General features: G+C 73.8%; 18 protein-coding genes. 13 read left to right on the forward strand and 5 right to left on the reverse strand.

Features of this window, described 5'->3' with window-relative positions; genetic code table 11:
• Positions 1–28: 28 nt before the first annotated feature.
• From ACRYM6_RS11290 to ACRYM6_RS11320, 7 genes are read left to right on the forward strand one after another with little or no spacing between them, the layout of a single operon-like run.
• Positions 29–994, forward strand: coding sequence for an ABC transporter permease (locus tag ACRYM6_RS11290; RefSeq protein WP_432542968.1), 966 nt, complete (start codon positions 29–31; stop codon positions 992–994).
• A gap of 1 nt (position 995) precedes the next feature.
• The gene (locus ACRYM6_RS11295; protein ID WP_432542969.1) at positions 996–3074 is read left to right on the forward strand and encodes a dipeptide/oligopeptide/nickel ABC transporter permease/ATP-binding protein; all 2079 of its coding nucleotides are present in this window, start codon (positions 996–998) and stop codon (positions 3072–3074) included.
• Positions 3071–3931 carry an ABC transporter ATP-binding protein gene (locus tag ACRYM6_RS11300; RefSeq protein WP_432542970.1) on the forward strand — a complete coding sequence of 287 codons (861 nt, stop codon included), beginning with the start codon at positions 3071–3073 and terminating at the stop codon, positions 3929–3931. Before ACRYM6_RS11295 ends, ACRYM6_RS11300 begins: the two co-directional genes overlap by 4 nt.
• Positions 3928–4899, forward strand: coding sequence for a dihydrodipicolinate synthase family protein (locus tag ACRYM6_RS11305; RefSeq protein WP_432542971.1), 972 nt, complete (start codon positions 3928–3930; stop codon positions 4897–4899). Before ACRYM6_RS11300 ends, ACRYM6_RS11305 begins: the two co-directional genes overlap by 4 nt.
• Positions 4899–5909, forward strand: a complete 1011-nt coding sequence (locus tag ACRYM6_RS11310; RefSeq protein ID WP_432542972.1) for an ROK family protein — start codon at positions 4899–4901, stop codon at positions 5907–5909. The genes ACRYM6_RS11305 and ACRYM6_RS11310 overlap by 1 nt, the downstream gene beginning before the upstream one ends.
• Complete coding sequence (locus tag ACRYM6_RS11315) at positions 5906–6685, forward strand: N-acetylmannosamine-6-phosphate 2-epimerase (protein WP_432542973.1); 780 nt, start codon at positions 5906–5908, stop codon at positions 6683–6685. The genes ACRYM6_RS11310 and ACRYM6_RS11315 overlap by 4 nt, the downstream gene beginning before the upstream one ends.
• A complete protein-coding gene (locus ACRYM6_RS11320) occupies positions 6682–7812 on the forward strand; it encodes an SIS domain-containing protein (RefSeq protein WP_432542974.1) in 1131 nt (376 codons plus the stop codon). The genes ACRYM6_RS11315 and ACRYM6_RS11320 overlap by 4 nt, the downstream gene beginning before the upstream one ends.
• Before the next feature lie 162 nt (positions 7813–7974).
• Here the strand turns inward: ACRYM6_RS11320 and ACRYM6_RS11325 are convergent, their stop codons facing one another.
• Positions 7975–8592: an ABATE domain-containing protein gene (locus ACRYM6_RS11325; protein WP_432542975.1), complete on the reverse strand. Its 618-nt coding sequence runs from the start codon at positions 8590–8592 to the stop codon at positions 7975–7977.
• Positions 8593–8707: 115 nt separating this feature from the next.
• On the opposite strand from ACRYM6_RS11325, the gene ACRYM6_RS11330 reads away from it, so the two are divergent.
• Positions 8708–9571 carry an alpha/beta fold hydrolase gene (locus ACRYM6_RS11330; protein WP_432542976.1) on the forward strand — a complete coding sequence of 288 codons (864 nt, stop codon included), beginning with the start codon at positions 8708–8710 and terminating at the stop codon, positions 9569–9571.
• A gap of 43 nt (positions 9572–9614) precedes the next feature.
• Here the strand turns inward: ACRYM6_RS11330 and ACRYM6_RS11335 are convergent, their stop codons facing one another.
• A complete protein-coding gene (locus ACRYM6_RS11335; protein ID WP_432542977.1) occupies positions 9615–10457 on the reverse strand; it encodes a helix-turn-helix domain-containing protein in 843 nt (280 codons plus the stop codon).
• A 101-nt stretch (positions 10458–10558) separates the two neighbouring features.
• Between ACRYM6_RS11335 and ACRYM6_RS11340 the strand changes: the two genes are divergently transcribed.
• Positions 10559–11308: an SDR family oxidoreductase gene (locus ACRYM6_RS11340; protein ID WP_432542978.1), complete on the forward strand. Its 750-nt coding sequence runs from the start codon at positions 10559–10561 to the stop codon at positions 11306–11308.
• Here the strand turns inward: ACRYM6_RS11340 and ACRYM6_RS11345 are convergent.
• On the reverse strand, positions 11268–11678 hold the full coding sequence (locus ACRYM6_RS11345; RefSeq protein WP_432542979.1) for a hypothetical protein: 411 nt from the start codon (positions 11676–11678) through the stop codon (positions 11268–11270). The genes ACRYM6_RS11340 and ACRYM6_RS11345 overlap by 41 nt on opposite strands.
• Positions 11679–11776: 98 nt before the next feature.
• On the opposite strand from ACRYM6_RS11345, the gene ACRYM6_RS11350 reads away from it, so the two are divergent.
• Positions 11777–12850, forward strand: coding sequence for a hypothetical protein (locus tag ACRYM6_RS11350; RefSeq protein WP_432542980.1), 1074 nt, complete (start codon positions 11777–11779; stop codon positions 12848–12850).
• An 88-nt stretch (positions 12851–12938) separates the two neighbouring features.
• Positions 12939–14546 (forward strand): methyl-accepting chemotaxis protein, encoded by a 1608-nt coding sequence (locus ACRYM6_RS11355; protein ID WP_432542981.1) that lies wholly within the window; start codon positions 12939–12941, stop codon positions 14544–14546.
• A 61-nt stretch (positions 14547–14607) separates the two neighbouring features.
• On the opposite strand, the gene gdhA is transcribed toward ACRYM6_RS11355, so the two are convergent.
• Positions 14608–15954, reverse strand: coding sequence for an NADP-specific glutamate dehydrogenase (gdhA, locus tag ACRYM6_RS11360; protein ID WP_432542982.1), 1347 nt, complete (start codon positions 15952–15954; stop codon positions 14608–14610).
• Positions 15955–16291: 337 nt separating this feature from the next.
• Positions 16292–17572 carry a DUF3500 domain-containing protein gene (locus tag ACRYM6_RS11365; RefSeq protein WP_432542983.1) on the reverse strand — a complete coding sequence of 427 codons (1281 nt, stop codon included), beginning with the start codon at positions 17570–17572 and terminating at the stop codon, positions 16292–16294.
• A 161-nt stretch (positions 17573–17733) separates the two neighbouring features.
• Here ACRYM6_RS11365 and ACRYM6_RS11370 point away from each other — a divergent pair, with 161 nt between their 5' ends.
• Complete coding sequence (locus tag ACRYM6_RS11370) at positions 17734–18249, forward strand: DUF2243 domain-containing protein (RefSeq protein WP_432542984.1); 516 nt, start codon at positions 17734–17736, stop codon at positions 18247–18249.
• A 50-nt stretch (positions 18250–18299) separates the two neighbouring features.
• A complete protein-coding gene (locus ACRYM6_RS11375) occupies positions 18300–19076 on the forward strand; it encodes a cytochrome c oxidase assembly protein (protein ID WP_432542985.1) in 777 nt (258 codons plus the stop codon).
• The last annotated feature ends 131 nt before the right edge of the window (positions 19077–19207 follow it).

Below are 19207 nucleotides of genomic sequence, written 5' to 3' on the forward strand. Positions count from 1 at the left end.
TTGCTGTGGTGAAGAAGAGAGAACTCCTGTGATCTTGTTGTCCCGCCTGATCGGGCGCCGACTGGTGGCGTTGCCGATCATGCTCCTCGGTGTCACCTTCCTGGTGTTCTTCGTGATGTCGTTCTCCCCGGTCGACCCCGCCCGCCTGGCCTTGGGGGAGTCAGCCTCCCCAGACGCGCTCGCGGCCTACCGGGAGGCCAACGACCTCGACGACCCGCTGCTGAGCCGCTACGTCGACTTCCTCGGTGGGCTCCTGCACGCCGACCTCGGGGTCTCCAGCGGCAACGTCCCCGTCCTGGACCGTGTCGCCGCTGCCTTCCCCATCACCTTGCAGCTGACCTTCCTCGGCCTGGCCATCGGGGTCGTGGTGGCTCTGGTGCTGGGCATCGTGGGCGCGTTGTTCCGCGATCGCTGGCCCGACCAGGTCGTGCGGGTGGTTTCCATCGCCTCCCTGGCCACCCCTTCCTTCTGGCTGGCGCTGCTGCTGATCCAGTGGCTGGGCGACATCCCCGGCGGTGCCGGGCTCTTCCCCGCCCTGGTGAGCACCTGGATCCCCTTCAGCGATTCACCCGCCATCTGGGCCAACAGCGTCTTCCTGCCCGCGTTGGCCCTGGCCATCCCCGTCAGCGGATCCCTCACCCGGGTGGTGCGCACCGCGATGGTGGAGGAACTGGACCGCGACTACGTGCGTACCGCGATCGGAGCAGGCATCCCACGTCACGTCGTCATCGGGCGCAACGTTCTGCGCAACGCGCTCATCACCCCCATCACCGTGCTCGGCCTGCGGGTGGGCTACCTCATCGGCGGCGCGGTGATCATCGAGATCATTTTCAACATTCAGGCCATGGGGCAGCTCATCCTCGACGGCGTCACCCGCAACGACGTCGGCCTCGTCCAGGGCGTCACCATCACCGTCGCCCTGGCCTTCATCATCGTCAACATCGTGGTCGACCTGCTCTACGTGCTGGTCAACCCCCGGATCAGGAGCGTGTGAGGTGCGACGCGCACTCGCAGAACGTCTCAGCAGCCCCGCCGTCACCCAGGCCGACGACCGACAGCACTGGGCCCGCCTGCGCGCCCTGCCGGTCACCTCCCGCATCGCCCTCGGGCTGCTGGGGCTGGTGGTCCTCATGGCCATCACCGCTCCGCTGATCGCCCAGGACCCCCTTGCCAGCGGAACCCCGGTGCAGGCACCGGGAGCGGCGCACTGGTTCGGCACCGACGACATCGGGCGTGACGTCTTCGCCCGCGTCGCCTTCGGTGCCCGTTCCTCCCTGCTGATCGGCCTCGGTGCCACCGTGGTGGCGTTGCTGGTGGCCGCCGTCCTCGGTTCCATCGCCGCCACCGCGCGCCGCTGGGTCGCCGAGGTGCTCATGCGCATCCTCGACGTGGTCATGTCCTTCCCCGGCATCGCCCTGGCCGCGGTCCTCATCGCCGTCTTCGGCAGCACCCTGCCGGTGCTCATCGGCGCCCTCGCCTTCCTGTACGTGCCGCAGCTGACCCGCATCGTGCGCGCCAGCGTCCTGGCCCAGATGGGCGAGGACTACGTCGCCGCCTCGAAGGTGATGGGCGCCAGCACGCCGTGGATCCTGGTGCGCGACGTGGTCCGCAACTGCGCCGCACCGATCCTCGTCTTCGCCACCGTCCTGGTCGCCGACGCCATCGTCTTCGAGGCCTCGCTGTCCTTCATCAACGCCGGCGTCCGACCCCCGGACCCCTCCTGGGGCAACATCCTCTCCGGCGGCAAGTCCCTGCTGCTCTCGGGCTACTGGTGGGTCACCTTCTTCCCCGGTCTGCTCATCCTGCTGACCGTCCTGGCTCTCAACGTGCTCTCCGAAGGCATGACCGACGCGCTGGTCAGCCCCCGCGCCCGTCGTCGCGTCAAGATCGCCGACACTTCCGTCATCGACGCGATCTCGACGCCTGCCGTCACCTCCGCTGTCGCCCCCGCCGCGGTGGCGGACGAGGCGAAATCCCTCTCCCTCGTCGAGTTGGCCGAGTCTGCCCAGCGCGAGGAACGCGCCCAGCGGGCTCTCACCGAGAGCCTGCAACGCCTGAGCATCGCCGAGCGCGACCGCAGCGACCGCCACCTCTCCTTCAGCTCCGCGCCGCCGCTGCTGGACGTGCGCAACCTCTCCATCGCCTTCCCCGGCGCCCACGGTGAGGTCGACATCGTCGACGACGTCTCCTTCTCGGTCCGCGCGGGGGAGACGATGGGCCTGGTGGGGGAATCCGGGTGCGGGAAGTCGATCACCTCCATGGCCGTGATGGGGCTGCTGCCGCCCACCGCGCAGTTGCGCGGGCAGATCCTCTTCGACGGCCGTGACCTGCTGAGCGTGCCGGCCCGTGAGCGCAACGCCTTGCGTGGGCATGAGATCGCCATGGTGTACCAGGACGCGCTCAGCTCGCTGAACCCGGCCATGCTCATCCGGTCGCAGCTGAACCAGCTGATCCGCCGCGGCGGTAGGCGCAGCGCTACCGAGCTGCTGGAGATGGTGGGGCTGGATCCCGCGCGCACTCTGAAGAGCTACCCGCACGAGCTCTCCGGCGGTCAGCGCCAGCGCGTGCTCATCGCGATGGCCCTGTCCCGTGACCCCTCCCTGGTGATGGCCGACGAGCCGACCACGGCCCTCGACGTCACCGTGCAGCGCCAGGTCGTGCAGCTGCTGGAAGAGCTGCGTGAGGAACTGGGTTTCGCGATGGTCTTCGTCAGTCACGACCTGGCCCTGGTCGCCGAGCTCGCCCACCACGTGACCGTCATGTACGCCGGGCAGGTCGTCGAGTCCGGCCCCACCGGTGAACTCCTGGGCGACCCGCGCCACGAGTACACCCGCGGCCTGCTCGGAGCGGTGCTGTCGATGGAGATGGGCGCGGCCCGCTTGCACCAGGTGCCCGGGGTGGTGCCCGCCCCGTCCGACTTCGTCGCGGGTGACCGCTTCTCGCCCCGCTCCACCCGCCCGGACGTCGGCCGCGACCGACGGGCGGTGATGCGGCAGGTGGCCGGCACCAGCCACTGGTACGCCACCCACCCCGAACTGGACACCCAGCGCGACGGCGTGGAGGCCGGACGATGAACGAGCGATCCCTGCGATCCGCCCCCGAATCCGCCCCCGAACCCGCGCAGGGGTCCGCACCGACGCTGGAGCTGCGCGACGTGCACGTGGTGCACCGCGCCCGCACCGGGTCCCTCTTCCGACCCGACCTGGTCCGGGCGGTGAACGGGGTCTCCCTCAGCGTCCGGCGCGGGCAGACCATCGGCATCGTCGGCGAATCCGGGTGCGGCAAGTCCACCCTCGCTCGTGTTCTCATCGGCCTGCAGCGCCCCACCCGGGGGCAGGTCCTCTTCCAGGGCAAGGCCCTGCGGTCCACCGCGGCGGACCGGCGCCGGTTGGGACGCAGCGTCTCGGTCGTCTTCCAGGATCCCTCCACCGCGCTGAACCCGCGCATGAGCGTGCGCGACGCCCTCGCCGGCCCGCTCATCGTCCACGGCAAGCAGAACCCCGCCCAGCGCGAGGCCCGGGTGCGGGAACTGCTCGACCTCGTCGGGCTCCCGGCCTCCGCCCTGGACGTCTTCCCCCGCCAGATCTCTGGTGGTCAGCGTCAGCGGGTGGCCATCGCCCGCGCCCTGGCCCTGGACCCCGAGGTCGTCGTCGCCGACGAACCGACCTCCGCCCTGGACGTGTCGGTGCGAGCCCAGGTCCTCAACCTGCTCGCCGACCTCAAGGAACGCCTCGGGCTGGGCATGGTCTTCATCTCCCACGACATCAACACCGTCCGCAACGTCGCCGACCGCGTCGCGGTCATGAACGCCGGTCGCATCCTCGAGTTCGGCCCTACCGAGGACGTCTTCACCGACCCGCGTGACCCCTACACGCGCACCCTCTTGGCCGCCACCCCCACCCTGCTCCCCGCTGGAAGGTCCCTGCTGTGAACTCCTCGACCGACTCCCCGACGACGAACCTCCCTACCCGTCTGCACGGGGTCGTCCCCCCGGTGGTCACCCCCTTCACCACCGACGGCGACGTCGACACCGCCACCCTGCGCACCCTCGTCGAGCACCTGCTCGCCGAAGGCGTGCACGGGGTGTTCCCCCTGGGTTCCACCGGTGAGGTCGCCTACCTCACCGACACCCAGCGCCGGCTCGTGCTGGAGACCGTGGTCGAGGCCGTCGCCGGGCGGGTCCCGGTGCTGGGCGGCTGCATCGACCTCACCGCCGCCCGCGTGGCCGAGCAGGCCCGCACCGCGCAGGGAGCCGGGGTGGACGCGGTCGTCGTCACCACCCCGCTGTACGCGCTGAACGACGCCGGCGAGGTCGCCGACCACTTCCGCCACGTCCGTTCCGCGGTGGAGGTCCCCGTCCTGGCCTACGACGTGCCCGTGCGTGCCCACGGCCGCCCCGGCCTGGACACCCTCGTCAACCTCGCCCTGGAGGGCGTGCTGGCCGGTGTGAAGGACTCCTCCGGCGACGACGTGAGTTTCCGCCGCCTGCTACGCGCCAACCGTGAAGCCGGTTCACCGCTGGCGCTGTTCACCGGTCACGAGCTGATGTGCGACGCGATGCTGCTGCTCGGCGCCGACGGCCTGGTCCCGGGACTGGGGAACGTCGACGCCGGCGGGTACGTGCGTCTCTACGACGCCGCCCGCGCCGGGGACGTCGAGCGGGCCGTGGTGGAGCAGGAGCAGCTGGCGCAGCTGTTCGAGATCGTGTTCGCCGTCGGGGCCCGTTCCGCCGACGCCCGCGGGGTCGGGGCCTTCAAGACGGCCATGGTCGAACTCGGCCTGCTCCCCTCGGCGGCCATGGCGGCACCGGTGCGCGCCCTGGACCTCGCCGACCAGCAGGCGGTCGCCGCGGTCGTGCGGCAGTGGCGTGCGCTCGCCCCCGAAGGTGCCGGCGTCTGATGCTGCCGTCGATCCACCCGGGCCCTCCGTCACCGGCGGCTGAGCAGACCGGTAGCGAGCTGACGGCGGTCGAGCGCCGTGCGGGGGAGACGGTCATCGCCGTCGACCTCGGGGGCACCAAGACCACCGCAGCCCTCGTGAGTCCCGCTGGTGCCGTCACCGCCCGCGTCACCGTTCCGACCCCGACAGCCCAGGGACCGGGTGGCGTCCTGGACGCCGTCGTCGAAGCCATCGCCGGCCTGCCGCGGGAGGCCGGCGCCGCGGTGTCGGCGGTGGGTGTGGGCACTGCGGGAGCGGTGAACACTACTGGCGTCATCCTCTCCGCCACCGACGCCCTTCCCGGGTGGGCCGGCACCGATGTCCCCACCGAGCTCAGCACGCGCCTGCAGCACCGGTGGGGACCGCAGGGACCCGGTGCACGGGTCGTGGTGCAGAACGACGTCGACGCCCACGCCGCCGGAGAGGCCTGGCAGGGCGCCGCGAGGGGCAAGGACCCCGCCCTCGTCGTCGCGGTCGGTACCGGGGTGGGGGCGGCGCTGGTGCTGAACGGTCTCGTGCACCGCGGCGCCCACGCCGCCGCCGGCGAGATCGGTCACGTCCCCACTCCCGGCGCGCAATACCTACGTTGCGGGTGCGGGCGCCGGGGCCACCTCGAAGCCATCGCCTCCGGCCCCGCCGTGGCGAGACGCTACTGGCACGAGTCCGGCACCCGGGTCGATGCCCGCGAGGTCGCCGAGCGCGCAGCCGCCGGCGAAGCGCTGGCCGCGCGCTTGCTGCGCGAAGCCGGCCGCGCCCTGGGACGGGCCCTCGCCGGGCAGGTCACCGTCCTCGACCCCGAGGTCATCGTGCTCGGCGGGGGTTTTTCCGCCGCCGGACCCGCCTGGTGGCAGGCGGTGGAAGAGACCCTGCGCGAGGAACTCATCCCGCCTCTGGCTGGGGTCGAGATCCTCCCGGCCGCTCTCGGCGCCGACGCCGCCCTCCTCGGCGCGGCCCGGCAGGTGCTGGCATGAACCCCATCCACGACTCCCACGACTCCCACGACCCCCACGACACCCTCGGTGCCCTCGCCCCGGTCTCGTCCGGCCCGCCGGTACGGACCCTGCACGGTGAACTCGTCCGCAGTGGGCTCACCGTCTCCTGCCAGGCCTACCCCGGTGAGGCCATGCGCGATCCGCGCACCATGAGCCAGGTCGCCCGAGCCTGCGTGAGCGGGGGAGCGCAGGCCATCCGCGCGCAGGGGCTCGACGACCTCACCGCGATCCGCGCCTGCGTGGACGTCCCCCTCATCGGCCTGGTCAAGGCCGGGGACGACCCGGTGTTCATCACCCCCACCCTCGGGCACGCCCGGGCCGTCGCGCGCACCGGCGCCGACGTCGTCGCCGTCGACGGCACCCGTCGCCCGCGCCCGGACGGCAGGTCGCTGGGCGAAGTGATCGGCGCCATCCACGACGAGTTCCCCGGGGTGCTGGTGATGGCCGACTGCGGCTCCCTGCCCGACGCCCTGGCCGCCGAGCAGGCCGGTGCGGACATCCTCGGCACCACCCTGGCCGGCTACACCGGTGAGCGCCCCCGCACCGAGGGGCCGGACCTGGACCTGGTGCGCGACGTCGTCGCGGCCGTGCGCCGCCCCGTCGTGGTGGAGGGGCGGGTCCACACCCCCGCCCACGCCGCCGAGGCGCTGGCCCTCGGCGCCCACTCGGTGTGCGTGGGAACCGCCATCACCCACCCGTCCACCATCACGTCGTGGTTCGCCCACGCCCTCCGGATTGAACAACAGGAACCATGAGCACCCCGACGAGCACCGCCACGAGCTGTCCGACCGACGCCCTCGGAGGACCCCTGGGGGATCCCCCCGCCGTCCCGGGGACTGCCGGCCCCGGGTACCTCGTCCGTTCCGAGATCGCCGAGCAGCCGGCGGTGGCCGAGCGGATCCTCACCACCGCCACCGCCGCCGGCAGCGAGGTGACCCGGCTCGCGGCGCTGATCCGGGAAGCCGCCCCGCGCGCGGTGCTGCTGACCGCGCGCGGCACCAGCGACCACGCCGCCCTTTACGCCAAGTACCTGATCGAGGTCGCCCTCGGCCTGCCCTGCGGCCTGAGCTCCACTTCAACCCTCACCGTCTACGACGCCGCCCCCGACCTGCGTGGCGTCCTGTGGATCAGCATCAGCCAGTCCGGTGGGTCCCCGGACCTGGTGGAGTCCACCGCGGTGGCGCGCCGGGCCGGGGCGATGACCCTGGCGGTCACGAACGACCCCGCCTCGCCGCTGGCCCTGGCCGCCGAGCACCACCTCGACGTCCACGCCGGCCCGGAACTGGCGGTGGCGGCGACGAAGAGCTACACCGCGCAGCTGCTCACGCTGTGGCTGCTGGTGACCAGCTGGTGCGGGGGTGACCTCGCCCCGGCCTCGGCGGTGCCGGGGTGGCTGGCGCAGGCCGTGGACGCGCCCGACGTGGGCGAGGTCGCGGCCCGCTACCGATTCGTGGACCGCGTCGTGCTGACCGCGCGCGGGTACTCCTACCCCACGGCGCGCGAGGGCGCGCTGAAGCTAATGGAAACCTCCTACCTGTCCGCGCAGGCGTTCTCGGCCGCGGACCTGATGCACGGGCCGCTGGCGATGGTCGACGCCGATCGCCCCGTGATCGCGGTGGTGGCGCAGGGACGGGGTGGGGAGGCCGTGGCGCCGGTGCTGGAGGCTCTGCGTGAACGGGGTGCGGACATGTGCGCAGTGGCCCCGGCGGGGGTGGCCGAGGACGCGACGGTGCGCCTGGGCCTGCCGTCCGGGATGGCGGAGGACCTCGCGCCCGTCGTGCAGATCGTTCCGCTGCAACGCCTCGTGCTGGAGATGGCGGTGGCGCGGGGGCTGGACCCCGACGCCCCGCGCGGGTTGCGCAAGGTCACGGAAACCTGGTGAGCGGTCCACCGCACCTGCCCGTCACCCGCTCGTGCCGGGTGTTTGCGGTCCTGCCAGCGCGGCGGCCGACCTGGCCCGCACCGCCTCCGTGATCGAGGCCCCGGCCGCGCGGGGATCGCCCCGACGTCTCGGCGCTCGCGTTCACTCCCGGCCCGACCGAATTCAGGGGACAGCGGTGTCGCCCTGGTGCCGGCGGTAGTGCCGGGCCGCGCGGGCGCGGTTCCCGCAGCCCGGCGAGCACCACTGCCGGCGGACGTGGTCCTGGGTGAAGTACACGATGCACCGCGGGCCGTGGCAGGCCCGCAGGCGCTCGGCGTCGAGGCCGGTGAAGAAGGTCGCCGCCGCGGCGGCGAGGGTGGACAGTGCGTCGTCGACGGTCGTCGCGGCGGGGGGAGCGCTCCACGTCAGGCGGCCCTCGGCGAGGACCAGGTGGCGGGCCGGGGCGGAGCGCGAGAGCTGGTCGATCAGCGCCACGGCCGCTTCGACGTCACCGCGCACCCGGTCGTCGGTGGCCGGGCCGGGGGTGCTCCCGGGCGCGGGTTCCCGGGTGTCGCCGGTCAGGTGGGCGGCGACCGTCCGCAGGGCCGTGCGCAGCCGCACGAGGGCGTCGACCCCCTGGGGGTCGACGCCGGTGACGGGGAACCCGTTGTCGTGCAGCCACTCCACCGCCCGCTGCGGTGCCTCGAGGTCGTCCCGGAGGGCGCCGCGCTGCGACCACAGGGTGTTCACCAGGCGCACCGGCAGCGGTTCGGCGGGGGAGGTGGGTTCGGGCGCCGGCACGATCCGACCGTAGCACGACGACTAACGCTCACGATGCTTGCGGGCGTTAGAAAACTCGGGTAGACCGTCTAACGCTCAAACCCACCTTGACCGTTAGACCCTTGGAGGAACCGGCATGACCGTCATCCACCACCGCACGACCCTCGTCGACGGGCTGGAGGTGTTCCACCGCGAAGCCGGCCCGGCCGACGCGCCGGTCGTCCTGCTGCTGCACGGTTTCCCGACGTCGTCGTCGATGTTCCGTCGGCTCATCCCGCGCCTGGCCGACCGCTACCGGGTCATCGCCCCCGACTACGTCGGTTTCGGGCACTCGGCCGCACCGGGCGTCGAGGAGTTCGAGTACACGTTCGACCACCTCACCGACGTCGTCGAGGGCCTCCTGCGCGAGCTGGGGGTGCAGCGGTTCGCGGTGTACGTGCAGGACTACGGGGCGCCGGTGGGCTGGCGGCTGTTCCTGCGCGACCCCGGCCGCGTCACCGCGGTCGTCACCCAGAACGGCAACGGATACGAGGAGGGTTTCGTCGACGCGTTCTGGGCCCCGCTGTGGCGCTGGGCCGTCGACGGGAACCCCGACGACGAGTCCGTGGTGCGCTCCACCCTCACCACCGAGCTCGTCCGCTGGCAGTACGTGCACGGCCTGGACGACCCTGGCGTGGTCGACCCCGACACCTGGACCCGCGACGTCGCGCAGATCAGCCGCCCGGGGATGGACCGGGTGCAGCTCGCCCTGTACCGCGACTACCCGCGCAACCGGGAGCTCTACCCCCGCCTGCACGCCGCGTTCCGGGACCACCCCGTGCCGCTGCTGGCGGTCTGGGGCGAGCGCGACGAGATCTTCGGCCCCGAAGGGGCCCGGGCCTTCCGCACCGACCTGCCGGACGCCCGCGTGGAACTGCTGCCGGGCGGGCACTTCCTGCTGGAGTCCCACCTCGACGAGGTCGCGGCGTCGGTGCGGGAGTTCCTGGCCGAAACCCTGTGAAACCCGGTGGAACTGTGGGGATCGTCCGGGACGGGCGGTCGTCCTACCCCGAGCGCGTGCCCCGCGGGTCCCGGGCGGCCGCGCGCTGCGCGGCCAGGATCCCCAGCAGCGCCAGGCCGTCCGCCGCCGGGGACCCCGCCGGGGCGTGGTAGACCACCAGTTGCTGACCCGCCGACCCGCGGACGTCGAACGTCTGCACCTGCAGGGTCATCTCACCGGCCTGGGGGTGGGCGAACCGCTTGCGCTCGGCGGTCTTGCCGCGCGCGTCGTGCCGCTCCCACAGCCGGGTGAACCCCGGGTCGTCGCCCAGCCCCTCGCGGACCTCGCGGATGCGCGCGTCGCCGGGGTGCGCCCCCTCGGCCAGGCGCAGCGCGGCCACGGTGTCGCGCGCCACGACGTCGCGCTCGGGGTACAGCGAACGCGCCGACGGGTCGCGGAACACGAGTTCCACGAGGTTGCGGGTGGTCGGGAAGGTCCCGAACAACTCCTCGGCCAGGGGGTTGGCCACCAGCACGTCCAGGGCCCGGCCCAGGACCATCGCCGGGGTCGCCGTCCAGGCGCCCAGCAACTGCGCCAGCTGCGGGTCGACCCGTTCGGGACCGACGGCGCCGGGAGCGGGGGCCAGGCCCGCCAGCCGGTACAGGTGCTCAGCGCCGTCGCGGGACAGGTGCAGCGCGTGGACCAGGGCGTCGAGCACGGCCGGCGAGGGGTTGCGCTCGCGGCCCTGTTCCAGCCGGACGTAGTACTCCACGCTGATGTCCGCCAGCAGCGCGACCTCGCTGCGGCGCAGGCCCGGCACCCGCCGGCGCGACCCGGCCGGCAGGCCGGCGGCCGCGGGGGACAGTTCGCCGCGGCGTGCGCGCAGGTACTCCCCGAGGCTGCTCACCGTTCCACCGTAGTCCGCGGTGCGCCGGTGAGGGTGGTCGTGGCACTACCACCCTCACCGCGGTCTCCCCCCGCCCCGGCCGCGCGGGCACCGTCGTGGTCATGACCGAACGCATCGACACCACCGAACGCAAGATCGTGCTCGTCACCGGTGCCTCCAGCGGCATCGGCGAGGCCGTCGCCCGGGAACTGGCCGGCGCCGGGCACCACGTCGTCCTCGCCGCCCGCCGCGAGGACCGCCTCGAGCAGGTCGCGGCCGACATCACCCGCGCCGGGGGGAGCGCCTCGACCGCGGCCCTGGACGTCACCGACGCCGGGTCCTGCGTGCGGGTCGTCGACGAGGTCGTCGCCCGGCACGGGCGCCTCGACGTCCTCGTCGCCAACTCCGGCGTCATGCTGCTGTCCCCGATGACCTCGCTGCTGGCGCAGGAGTGGGACCGCATGGTGGACGTCAACGTCAAGGGCGTCCTGCACGGGATCGCCGCGGCCCTGCCGCACTTCCTGCGCCAGGGGTCCGGGCACTTCGTGACCACCGCGTCCATCGGGGCGCACGAGGTCGTGCCCACCGCCGCGGTGTACTGCGCCACCAAGTACGCGGTGTGGGCGCTGATGGAGGGGTTGCGCCAGGACCTGCCGCCGACGGTGCGGGCCACGACCGTCTCCCCCGGGGTGGTGCAGAGCGAACTGGCCTCGCACATCACCGACCCCGTGGCCGGCGCCGGGATGGTGGAGTACCGGCGCAGCGCCATCGCGCCCTCGGCGATCGGGCGGGCCGTGGCCTACGCGGTCGGCGAACCGGGCGACGTCGACGTCAACGAGGTCGTCGTGCGCCCGAGCGCCCAGCGTCCCTGAGGCGCCGGCGCTGCAGGTGGCAGGCGGCGGCCGTGCCGACGGCCACGGCGGTCATCGCGGCCACGACGACCGGGTCCAGGCTCTTGCTCAGGCTGGGGGCGGGGTCGGCGGCGGTCAGCCACACCAGCAGCAGGGTCACCTGACCGGTGGCGAGCGCCGTGGCCCAGGTCCGGACCGGGCCGAGTCGGGGGTTCCGCCAGGCCCCGACGGCGACGACGGCGGTGGGCAGGGTGGAGACCAGGGCGAACCCGCCGGCGAGCAGCACCGCGGAGGACCAGGCGGCCACGGTGGTCGCCAGCGGCCCGGGGCGGTGCGCGGTCCCGGCGAGGTGGGGGCGGGAGCGGGGGGTGGTGGTGACGGTGCCGGGCATGGAGAGTCCTCCTCGTCGTGGCTGTCGCCGCCGACCGGGACAGCCGGCTCCGGCAGACTCAGTTATCAGCCGTTAGCTTACACACGTAAGGGGTTGTCGTGGAAGCACCGCCGAACGCGGCCGACGGGTCGGTCCCCCCGCCGCGGCGCATGCACCTGGTGGGGACCCTGCCGCAGTTCCCGACCGCCGCCGACGCGCTGACCTGGCAGGTGGACGAGCTCGCCGGACGGGTGCGTCGGCTCACCGGCGGGGAGACCGGGGACCGGTTGCGCTGGATCGTGCCGGTCGTCCAGCGGCTGGCGCACCGGCCGGAGCTCAGGCGCACGCGCTCGGGGGACTGGTCGGGCTACGACGACGTCGACCGCTTCGCGCGGCGCCGCGGCCGGCGCCTGCTCCCCGAGCACCTGGACCTGCGGATCGCCGAGCACGCCGAGGAGGAACTGCGGGTCCTCCAGGACTCGCAGCACCCGGCGACGCCCGCGCTGCCGCTGCAGGTGGGGCTGCCGGGCCACCTGGACCTCGCGTGGTTCTCCTTCGGCCCGGCGGCCGTCCCGCGCGCGGCCCCCGTCGTCCGCCGCGCCCTCGGCGGCGAGATCGCCCGGACCGTCGCCGCGGGCGGGCGGTCGGTCGTCTTCCAGCTGGAACTGCCCGCCGAACTCGTCGCGGTCGCCGCCGCGCCCGGACCGCTGCGACCCGCCGCGGCGCGCCTGGTCGCCCGGCTGGCCGTCCGGCCGGTCGCCGAGGCGCCGGCGGGGACCCGGTTCGGCGTGCACCTGTGCCTGGGTGACCTGGGGCACCGCGCGCTGCGGCAACTGCCGGACGCGGGCCCCCTGGTCCAGCTGACCGCCGCCCTCGTCCGCGCCTGGCCCGCGGGACGGACCCTGGAGTTCGTGCATCTGCCGTTCTCCGGCGGCGACCGGACACCTCCCGCCGACCCCGCCCCCTACGCCCCGCTGCGGACCCTGCGCGGAGTCCTGCCCGAGCAGGTGCAGCTGATCGCCGGCGTGGCGCACGAGGGACAGGCCGCCGAGGACCAGGTGCGGGTCCTCGCCCTGGTCGAGGAGGCCCTGGGCCGGCGCGTCGACGTCGCGACCGCCTGCGGCCTGGGACGGCGCTCACCGGCCGCGGCCGACGCCGCGGTGCGGGCGACGCTGCGCCTGCTCGACGCGTGACGCCCCCGGAGGCGGGCTCAGAACCGCACCGGACCTGCCGATGGGGAGGCCCCGCTCCACCCGCGAAGTCCCGGAAGGTCGTCCCCCCATGTCCTCCCTGCTGCGCCGCGCCCGCGTCGGCACGCGTCTCGCCCTCGGGTTCGGGGGCGTCCTCACCCTGCTCGTGGGCACCGGCGCCACGGCCCTGTTCAGCATCGCCGGGCAGTCGGAGTCGCTGGCCGAGCAGCGGCAGATGACCCAGCTGCTGCGCTTCGTCGACGAGCAGCGGTTCTACGACGCCGACGTCAGCGGCTGGCAGGCCGCCTACGCCTGGGACGCGCGCCGCATCGGGCTGCCCGCGGCCGTGGAGGACTCCTCCGCCAACCGCGCCGGGTTCCTGACCTCCTCGGCGGCCCTGCGCGAGGCGCTGGAGGCCGCCCCCACCGAGCTGATGACCGACGCCGAGCGCGACCTCGCCGACCGGATCGCCGGGCTGTGGCAGGACTACTTCACCTCCGACGACCGGGCCGTGGCCCTGTACCGCGCCGGGGACGTCGTGGCCGCCGAGACCGAGGTCATGGAGGTCGGTTTCGTCGCCTACGCCGACATGCTCACCGCCACCCAGGAGCTGTCCGCCTCGGTGGAGGCCCGCGCCGACGCGGCCGCCGCCGACGCCGACGCGGCCGCCGCGCGCAGCCGGAACCTCGTCGTGGCCACGCTGGTCGCCGCGGCGGCGCTCGTGGTGCTGCTGCTGGTGGTCCTCACCCGCAGCATCGTCGGCCCCCTGCGCCGCAGCGTCGACGACCTGCACCGCATCGCCGAGGGCGACCTGACCGTCGTGCCCGTCGTCGACGGCCGCGACGAGTTCCGCGGCATGGCGCAGGCCCTGGAGGCGGCGGTCTCCGCCACCCGCCGCACCGTCGGCGACGTCGGCGCGATCGCCCGCGAGGTCGCCGGGATGGCCGACGAGCTGGCCGGCCGCGCGCAGGACCTGTCCGCCGCGAACGAGCGCACCACCGGCGACACCGACCGCGCCGCCCGCTCGGCCGAGGTCGTGTCCGCGGACGTGGCCACCATCGCCACGGGCGCCGACGAGCTGGGTTCGGCGATCAACGAGATCTCCTCCGGGATGGCGCAGTCGGCGTCGGTGGCCCGCGAGGCCGTCGAGGCGGCCGAGAGCACCCGCGCCACCGTCGCCGAGCTGGGCCAGGCCACCCGCGCCATCGCCAGCGTCGTGGGCACCATCACCGCGATCGCCGAGCAGACGAACCTGCTGGCGCTGAACGCCACGATCGAGGCGGCGCGCGCGGGGGAGATGGGCAAGGGTTTCGCGGTCGTCGCCGGTGAGGTGAAGGAACTGGCGCAGCAGACCGCCCGCGCCACCGAGGACATCACCGGCAAGGTCGCCGCCATCGAGCGCGGCAGCGGGGACGCGGCCGCCACCATCGGCCGCATCGCCGAGATCATCGCCCGCATCGACGACCACCAGGCCACCATCGCCGCCGCGGTGGAGGAGCAGACCGCGACGACCGGCGAGCTGGCCCGCACCGTGGCCGGCGCGGCGGGCGGCACGCAGGAGATCGCCGGGGTGCTCTCGGCGGTGGCCGGCGCCAGCGCCGCGGACCGCTCCAGCCTGGAGCAGGTGCGCACCTCGGTGTCGGCCCTGCGCGACGCGTCCGGGCGGCTGCGCGAGGCCGTGGGCGCATTCCGCGTCTGACGCGCGCCGGACGGGGGCGGGACGCACCCGCCCCCGTCCGGTGACGCCCGCGGGCGGCGCGTCAGACGACGCCGAGGTCGTGCATGGCGTCGGCCACCCGCACGAACCCGGCGCAGTTCGCGCCCAGGACGTAGTCCCCGGGGCTGCCGTACTCCTCGGCGGCCTCGTGGCAGCGGGCGTGGATGTCGCGCATGATCTCGGCGAGCTTCGCCTCCGAGCGCTCGAACGTCCAGGAGTCGCGCGAGGCGTTCTGCTGCATCTCCAGGGCCGACGTCGCCACGCCGCCGGCGTTCGCGGCCTTGCCCGGGCCGAAGGCGGCACCGGCGGCCCGCAGGACCTCCACGGCGGCCGCCGTCGTCGGCATGTTCGCGCCCTCGGCGACCAGCACGCAGCCGTTGCGGACCAGCGTGGTGGCCGCGGCCTCGTCGAGCTCGTTCTGGGTCGCGCACGGCAGGGCGACCTCGCACGGGACGTCCCACACCGAACCGCCGCCGACGTACCGGGCCGAGGGGGACCGGTCGGCGTAGACGCCGAGGCGGGCGCGCTCGACCTCCTTGACCTGCCGCAGCAGGTCCACGTCGAGACCGGACTCGTCGACCACGTACCCGCCGGAGTCCGAGCACGCCACGACCCGCGCGCCGCACTGCTGCGCCTTGGCGATGGCGTGGACGGCGACGTTGCCCGACCCGGAAGCCACCACGCGCCGGCCGTCCAGGGAGCTGCCGCGGGCGGCCAGCACCTCCTCGACGAAGAAGACCAGGCCGTAACCGGTGGCCTCCGGGCGCACCTGCGCGCCGCCCCAGGACAGGCCCTTGCCGGTGAGAACCCCGGACTCGTACCGGTTCGTGATGCGCTTGTACTGGCCGAACATGTAGCCGATCTCCCGGCCACCGACGCCGATGTCCCCGGCCGGGACGTCGGTGTACTCCCCGAGGTGGCGGTACAGCTCGGTCATGAACGACTGGCAGAACCGCATGACCTCCGCGTCGCTGCGGCCCTTGGGATCGAAGTCGGCCCCGCCCTTGCCGCCGCCGATCGGCATGCCCGTCAGGGCGTTCTTGAAGACTTGCTCGAAACCGAGGAACTTCACGATCCCCAGGTTCACCGACGGGTGGAAGCGCAGACCGCCCTTGTACGGCCCCAGCGCGGAGTTGAACTCCACCCGGAACCCGCGGTTGACGTGCACCTCGCCGCGGTCGTCCTGCCACGGGACGCGGAAGATGATCTGCCGCTCCGGCTCGCAGATGCGCTCGATCATCTTCGCGTCGAGGTAGTGGGGGTGCTTGGCCAGCACCGGGGCGAGCGTGTACAGCACCTCGCGGGTGGCCTGGTGGAACTCCGTCTCACCCGGGTTGCGCCGGGTGACCTCCTCGTAGATCCGGTCGATGTCGGTGGCGGCGTGCGTCATGGTCAGTGGGGCTTCCCTCGTCCGGTCGGTCCCGTCCGCGCCTGCTCGGGACGTGGTCCGACGCTACCGGGCGGTGCGCGGGCGGTCTCGGCGGAGCCCCGGGACCCTCGACGGCGCCGGCGTCCAGCGCCGGGTCGAGGTTCTCCACGAAGCGGTCCGGGCGGGTTCGACAGGCTCGGGGAGGAGACCCCCACCGAGACCAGGGTGACCCCGGCCCGGCCCGTGAGCCGCAGGTCCCCACCGCCGCACCCGGGGGCGAGGCTACCGGGACCCGCCGATCAGAACCGACCACGCACCGCGGTGTCCTGGGCCCGCTGCCGACCTGGCCCGTCGACGGTCATGCGGCGGCCGCGGGGGCACCCTCCGGCGGCGTGCCTCCCGAGGGCGCCTCGCCGTCGGGGAACCCCCCGCCCATCCCGCCGGTGGCCTCCTGCTGGGTGACGCTGCCGGCGTAGTCGTCGCTCGGGTCGCGGTAGACGGTGTGGACGTGGCCCCACCCGCTGGTGCTGACGCCGTCGACGTCGGCCCCGGCCGACCCGCCCTGGGCCTGGAACGAGACGTACACGTCCGGCCCGGAGATCGAGAAGTCGATGCCGTCGCCGGTGCTCATGTCGTACGTGGTCTCGCCGGACCAGGCCACGACCGTGGTGTCGAGGGTGGCCTCGATCTCGGCGAGGGTCGTGGCGGTGCTCTCCGCGTCGGCCATGCCGGCCCAGTTCGCGATGAGTTCGAGCAGCAGCTGCTTCTGCTCGTCGGTCAGGTCGGCGCCGGTGAGGCCGGCGCCGGTGGAGAACTCGCACGTGTCGCCGGGGGCGCAGGAACTCACGTCGCCGGAGGTCAAGGTGGCCTGCTGCTCGGCGGTCAGGCTGTCGAAGAACGCGAAGGCGTCGGTGTAGATGCCGTCGAAGGGCTGCACCTCCTCGCCGTCCTCGTCGGTGTAGACGGCCGGCTGCACGCCCAGGTGGGTGGGGGCGAACGTGATGTCGTTCGCGGCGCCGTCGAGGGTGGCGTTGATGCCGAGGTGGTGCCCGCCGAACTGCACCTCGAACGCGCTGGTCGTGGAGGGCTCGCCGAAGAAAGCGATGTAGTACTGGCCGAGGCTCTCCTCGGTGGAGCTGGAGTTCTCGTGCAGGTACTCGTCGCCGCCCATGATCCCGGTGACGGTCGCGTAGGCCTCCTCGCTGAGGAGCGACTCGAGGACGGCGAGGGCGGCGGTCTGCTGCTCCTCGGTGAGGTCGGTGAGGTTCAGGCCGGCCCGTTCGACGAACGTGACGGGGAAGTTCGACCAGGAGGTGGTCTTGGTCTCGTCGTCGTAGTCGTACAGGACGGCCTCGCGCTGCTCGTCGCTGAGGGTCGCCAGGAACGCCTCGGCCGCGGCGGTGGTGTCGCTGATGGTCCCGGCGGTGGTCGTCGCGTCGGTGGTCGTGGTCGCCGCGGCGTCCACGACCGTGCTCGACGTCGAGGTGCTGGCGGCCGTGGAGCCGGTCGCGGTGTCCGTGGTGGTGCTGCACCCGCTGAACGCCAGGCTCCCGGCGAGCACCACGGCGGCGAGCCAGGTGGTGCGGCCGGTGAGCCGGCGCAGGCCGGTGCGGGCGGGGGTCGTGCCGATCTCCGTCATGTCCTCGATGGTGGGACGGCACCTTGTGGCCTTCCTGTGCCCGGCCCGTGAGCCGGCCACGATCCCCGCGCGCCGGTTTCGGCGTGCTGGTGACCGGGGCGCTCGGGATGCTGGTCCCCGAACCCGCCCGTCGACCGGTGAGAACGACTGGAGCCCCGCTCGTGACCGATGCCCCCGCCCCGTCCCCCCGAGGTCACGACGCGCCCGGCGCGGGGCGGGTGTCGGCCGACCGGCGGACCCTGCTGTCCGGTCTCCTGTTCGGTGCCGGGATCGCGGCCTCGATGATCGACCTGTTCGTCTTCCACCTGGCGCTGCACTGGCACCACTTCTACGACCGCTCCACCCCGGCCGTCGCGCTGACCGCCGACGGTTTCTTCCACGCGGCCGGGTGGGGGATCACCGTCTGGGGGTTGTTCCTGCTGGCCGACGTCCGCCGTCGCACCGCCGCGTCCGGTGGGGTGACGTGGAAGCGGTGGGTGGGTGCGGTCGTCACGGGGGTCGGGGGTTTCCAGCTCTTCGACGGCGTGGTGGACCACAAGCTCCTGCGGATCCACCAGATCCGGTACGGGGTGGACCTGCTGCCCTACGACCTGGTGTGGAACGGCGCGGCGGTGCTGCTGGTCGCGGTCGGTCTCGTGGTGCTGCGGCGCAACCGTCCGCGCGGCGGCGCGCGGTGAGCGGTCACCACTCCCACCCCGGGACGCACCCCGGACTCGCCGGGGCGCCCGTGCTGCCGACCGGGTTCGAGGTCGTCGTCGTGGTAGTGCTGCTGCTGGCCGCCGCCGGGTACGCGGCCGGGGTGCGGGCGTCCCGCGGCCGCGGCCGCTGGCCGGTGCACCGCACGGTCTGCTGGGGCGCCGGGCTGCTGTGCGTCGCCGCGGGGACGGTGGGCCCGCTGGCCCGCGCGGCGCACCACAGCTTCACCGCCCACGCGGGCGCCCACCTGGCGCTGGCGATGGTGGCGCCGCTGCTGCTGGTGCTCGCGGCGCCGGTGACGCTGGCGCTGCGCGCCCTGCCGGTCCGCCGCGCCCGGGTCCTGTCGCGGGTGCTGCGGTGGCCGCCGGTCCGCGTGGTGTCGCACCCGGTGGTGGCCGCCGTGCTGAACGCCGGGGGGCTGTGGGTCCTCTACCGCACCGACGTGTTCGCGCTGACGCACACGTCGGCGCCGGTGCACGTCCTGGTGCACGCGCACCTGTTCCTCGCCGGGTACCTGTTCACCGCCTCGGTGGCCGGCCGCGACCCCGACCCGCACCGGGCGTCGCTGCCGGTGCGGTTCGGGGTGCTGGTCGTCTTCGTCGCCGTCCACTCGGTGCTGACGAAGTCCCTGTACGCCGACCCGCCGGCGGGCGTCGCGGTCGCCGACGCCGAGCGGGGGGCGCAGTTGATGTACTACGGCGGGGACGTGGTCGACCTCGCGCTCATGGTCCTGGTGGTCGCCGGGTGGTACCGCGCCCGGTGGGCGCGACCGGGACCGGCGACCGCGGTGCCCGCCCCGGCTCCTTGAGACCGGTGGCGGTCTCGCGGGGTGGGTGGCGAGCCGCTCTTGCCTCGGCGCAAGTGCGTCGTTACCGTCTGGGTAATCGCTTTCCCACCGCCAGGAGCCGACGATGACGACCGGTACCGCGCCCCCGTCCA

Source organism: Kineococcus rugosus (genome assembly GCF_050871975.1).
Classification (GTDB): Bacteria; Actinomycetota; Actinomycetes; order Actinomycetales; family Kineococcaceae; genus Kineococcus.

Excerpts from the sequence above, each read along its gene's own strand:
- gdhA (WP_432542982.1), bottom strand. The coding sequence starts at position 15,954 with ATGACGCACGCCGCCACCGACATCGACCGGATCTACGAGGAGGTCACC.
- ACRYM6_RS11365 (WP_432542983.1), bottom strand. The coding sequence starts at position 17,572 with ATGACGGAGATCGGCACGACCCCCGCCCGCACCGGCCTGCGCCGGCTC.
- ACRYM6_RS11340 (WP_432542978.1), top strand. The coding sequence starts at position 10,559 with ATGACCGAACGCATCGACACCACCGAACGCAAGATCGTGCTCGTCACC.
- ACRYM6_RS11345 (WP_432542979.1), bottom strand. The coding sequence starts at position 11,678 with ATGCCCGGCACCGTCACCACCACCCCCCGCTCCCGCCCCCACCTCGCC.
- ACRYM6_RS11300 (WP_432542970.1), top strand. The coding sequence starts at position 3,071 with ATGAACGAGCGATCCCTGCGATCCGCCCCCGAATCCGCCCCCGAACCC.
- ACRYM6_RS11315 (WP_432542973.1), top strand. The coding sequence starts at position 5,906 with ATGAACCCCATCCACGACTCCCACGACTCCCACGACCCCCACGACACC.
- ACRYM6_RS11310 (WP_432542972.1), top strand. The coding sequence starts at position 4,899 with ATGCTGCCGTCGATCCACCCGGGCCCTCCGTCACCGGCGGCTGAGCAG.
- ACRYM6_RS11330 (WP_432542976.1), top strand. The coding sequence starts at position 8,708 with ATGACCGTCATCCACCACCGCACGACCCTCGTCGACGGGCTGGAGGTG.
- ACRYM6_RS11320 (WP_432542974.1), top strand. The coding sequence starts at position 6,682 with ATGAGCACCCCGACGAGCACCGCCACGAGCTGTCCGACCGACGCCCTC.
- ACRYM6_RS11355 (WP_432542981.1), top strand. The coding sequence starts at position 12,939 with ATGTCCTCCCTGCTGCGCCGCGCCCGCGTCGGCACGCGTCTCGCCCTC.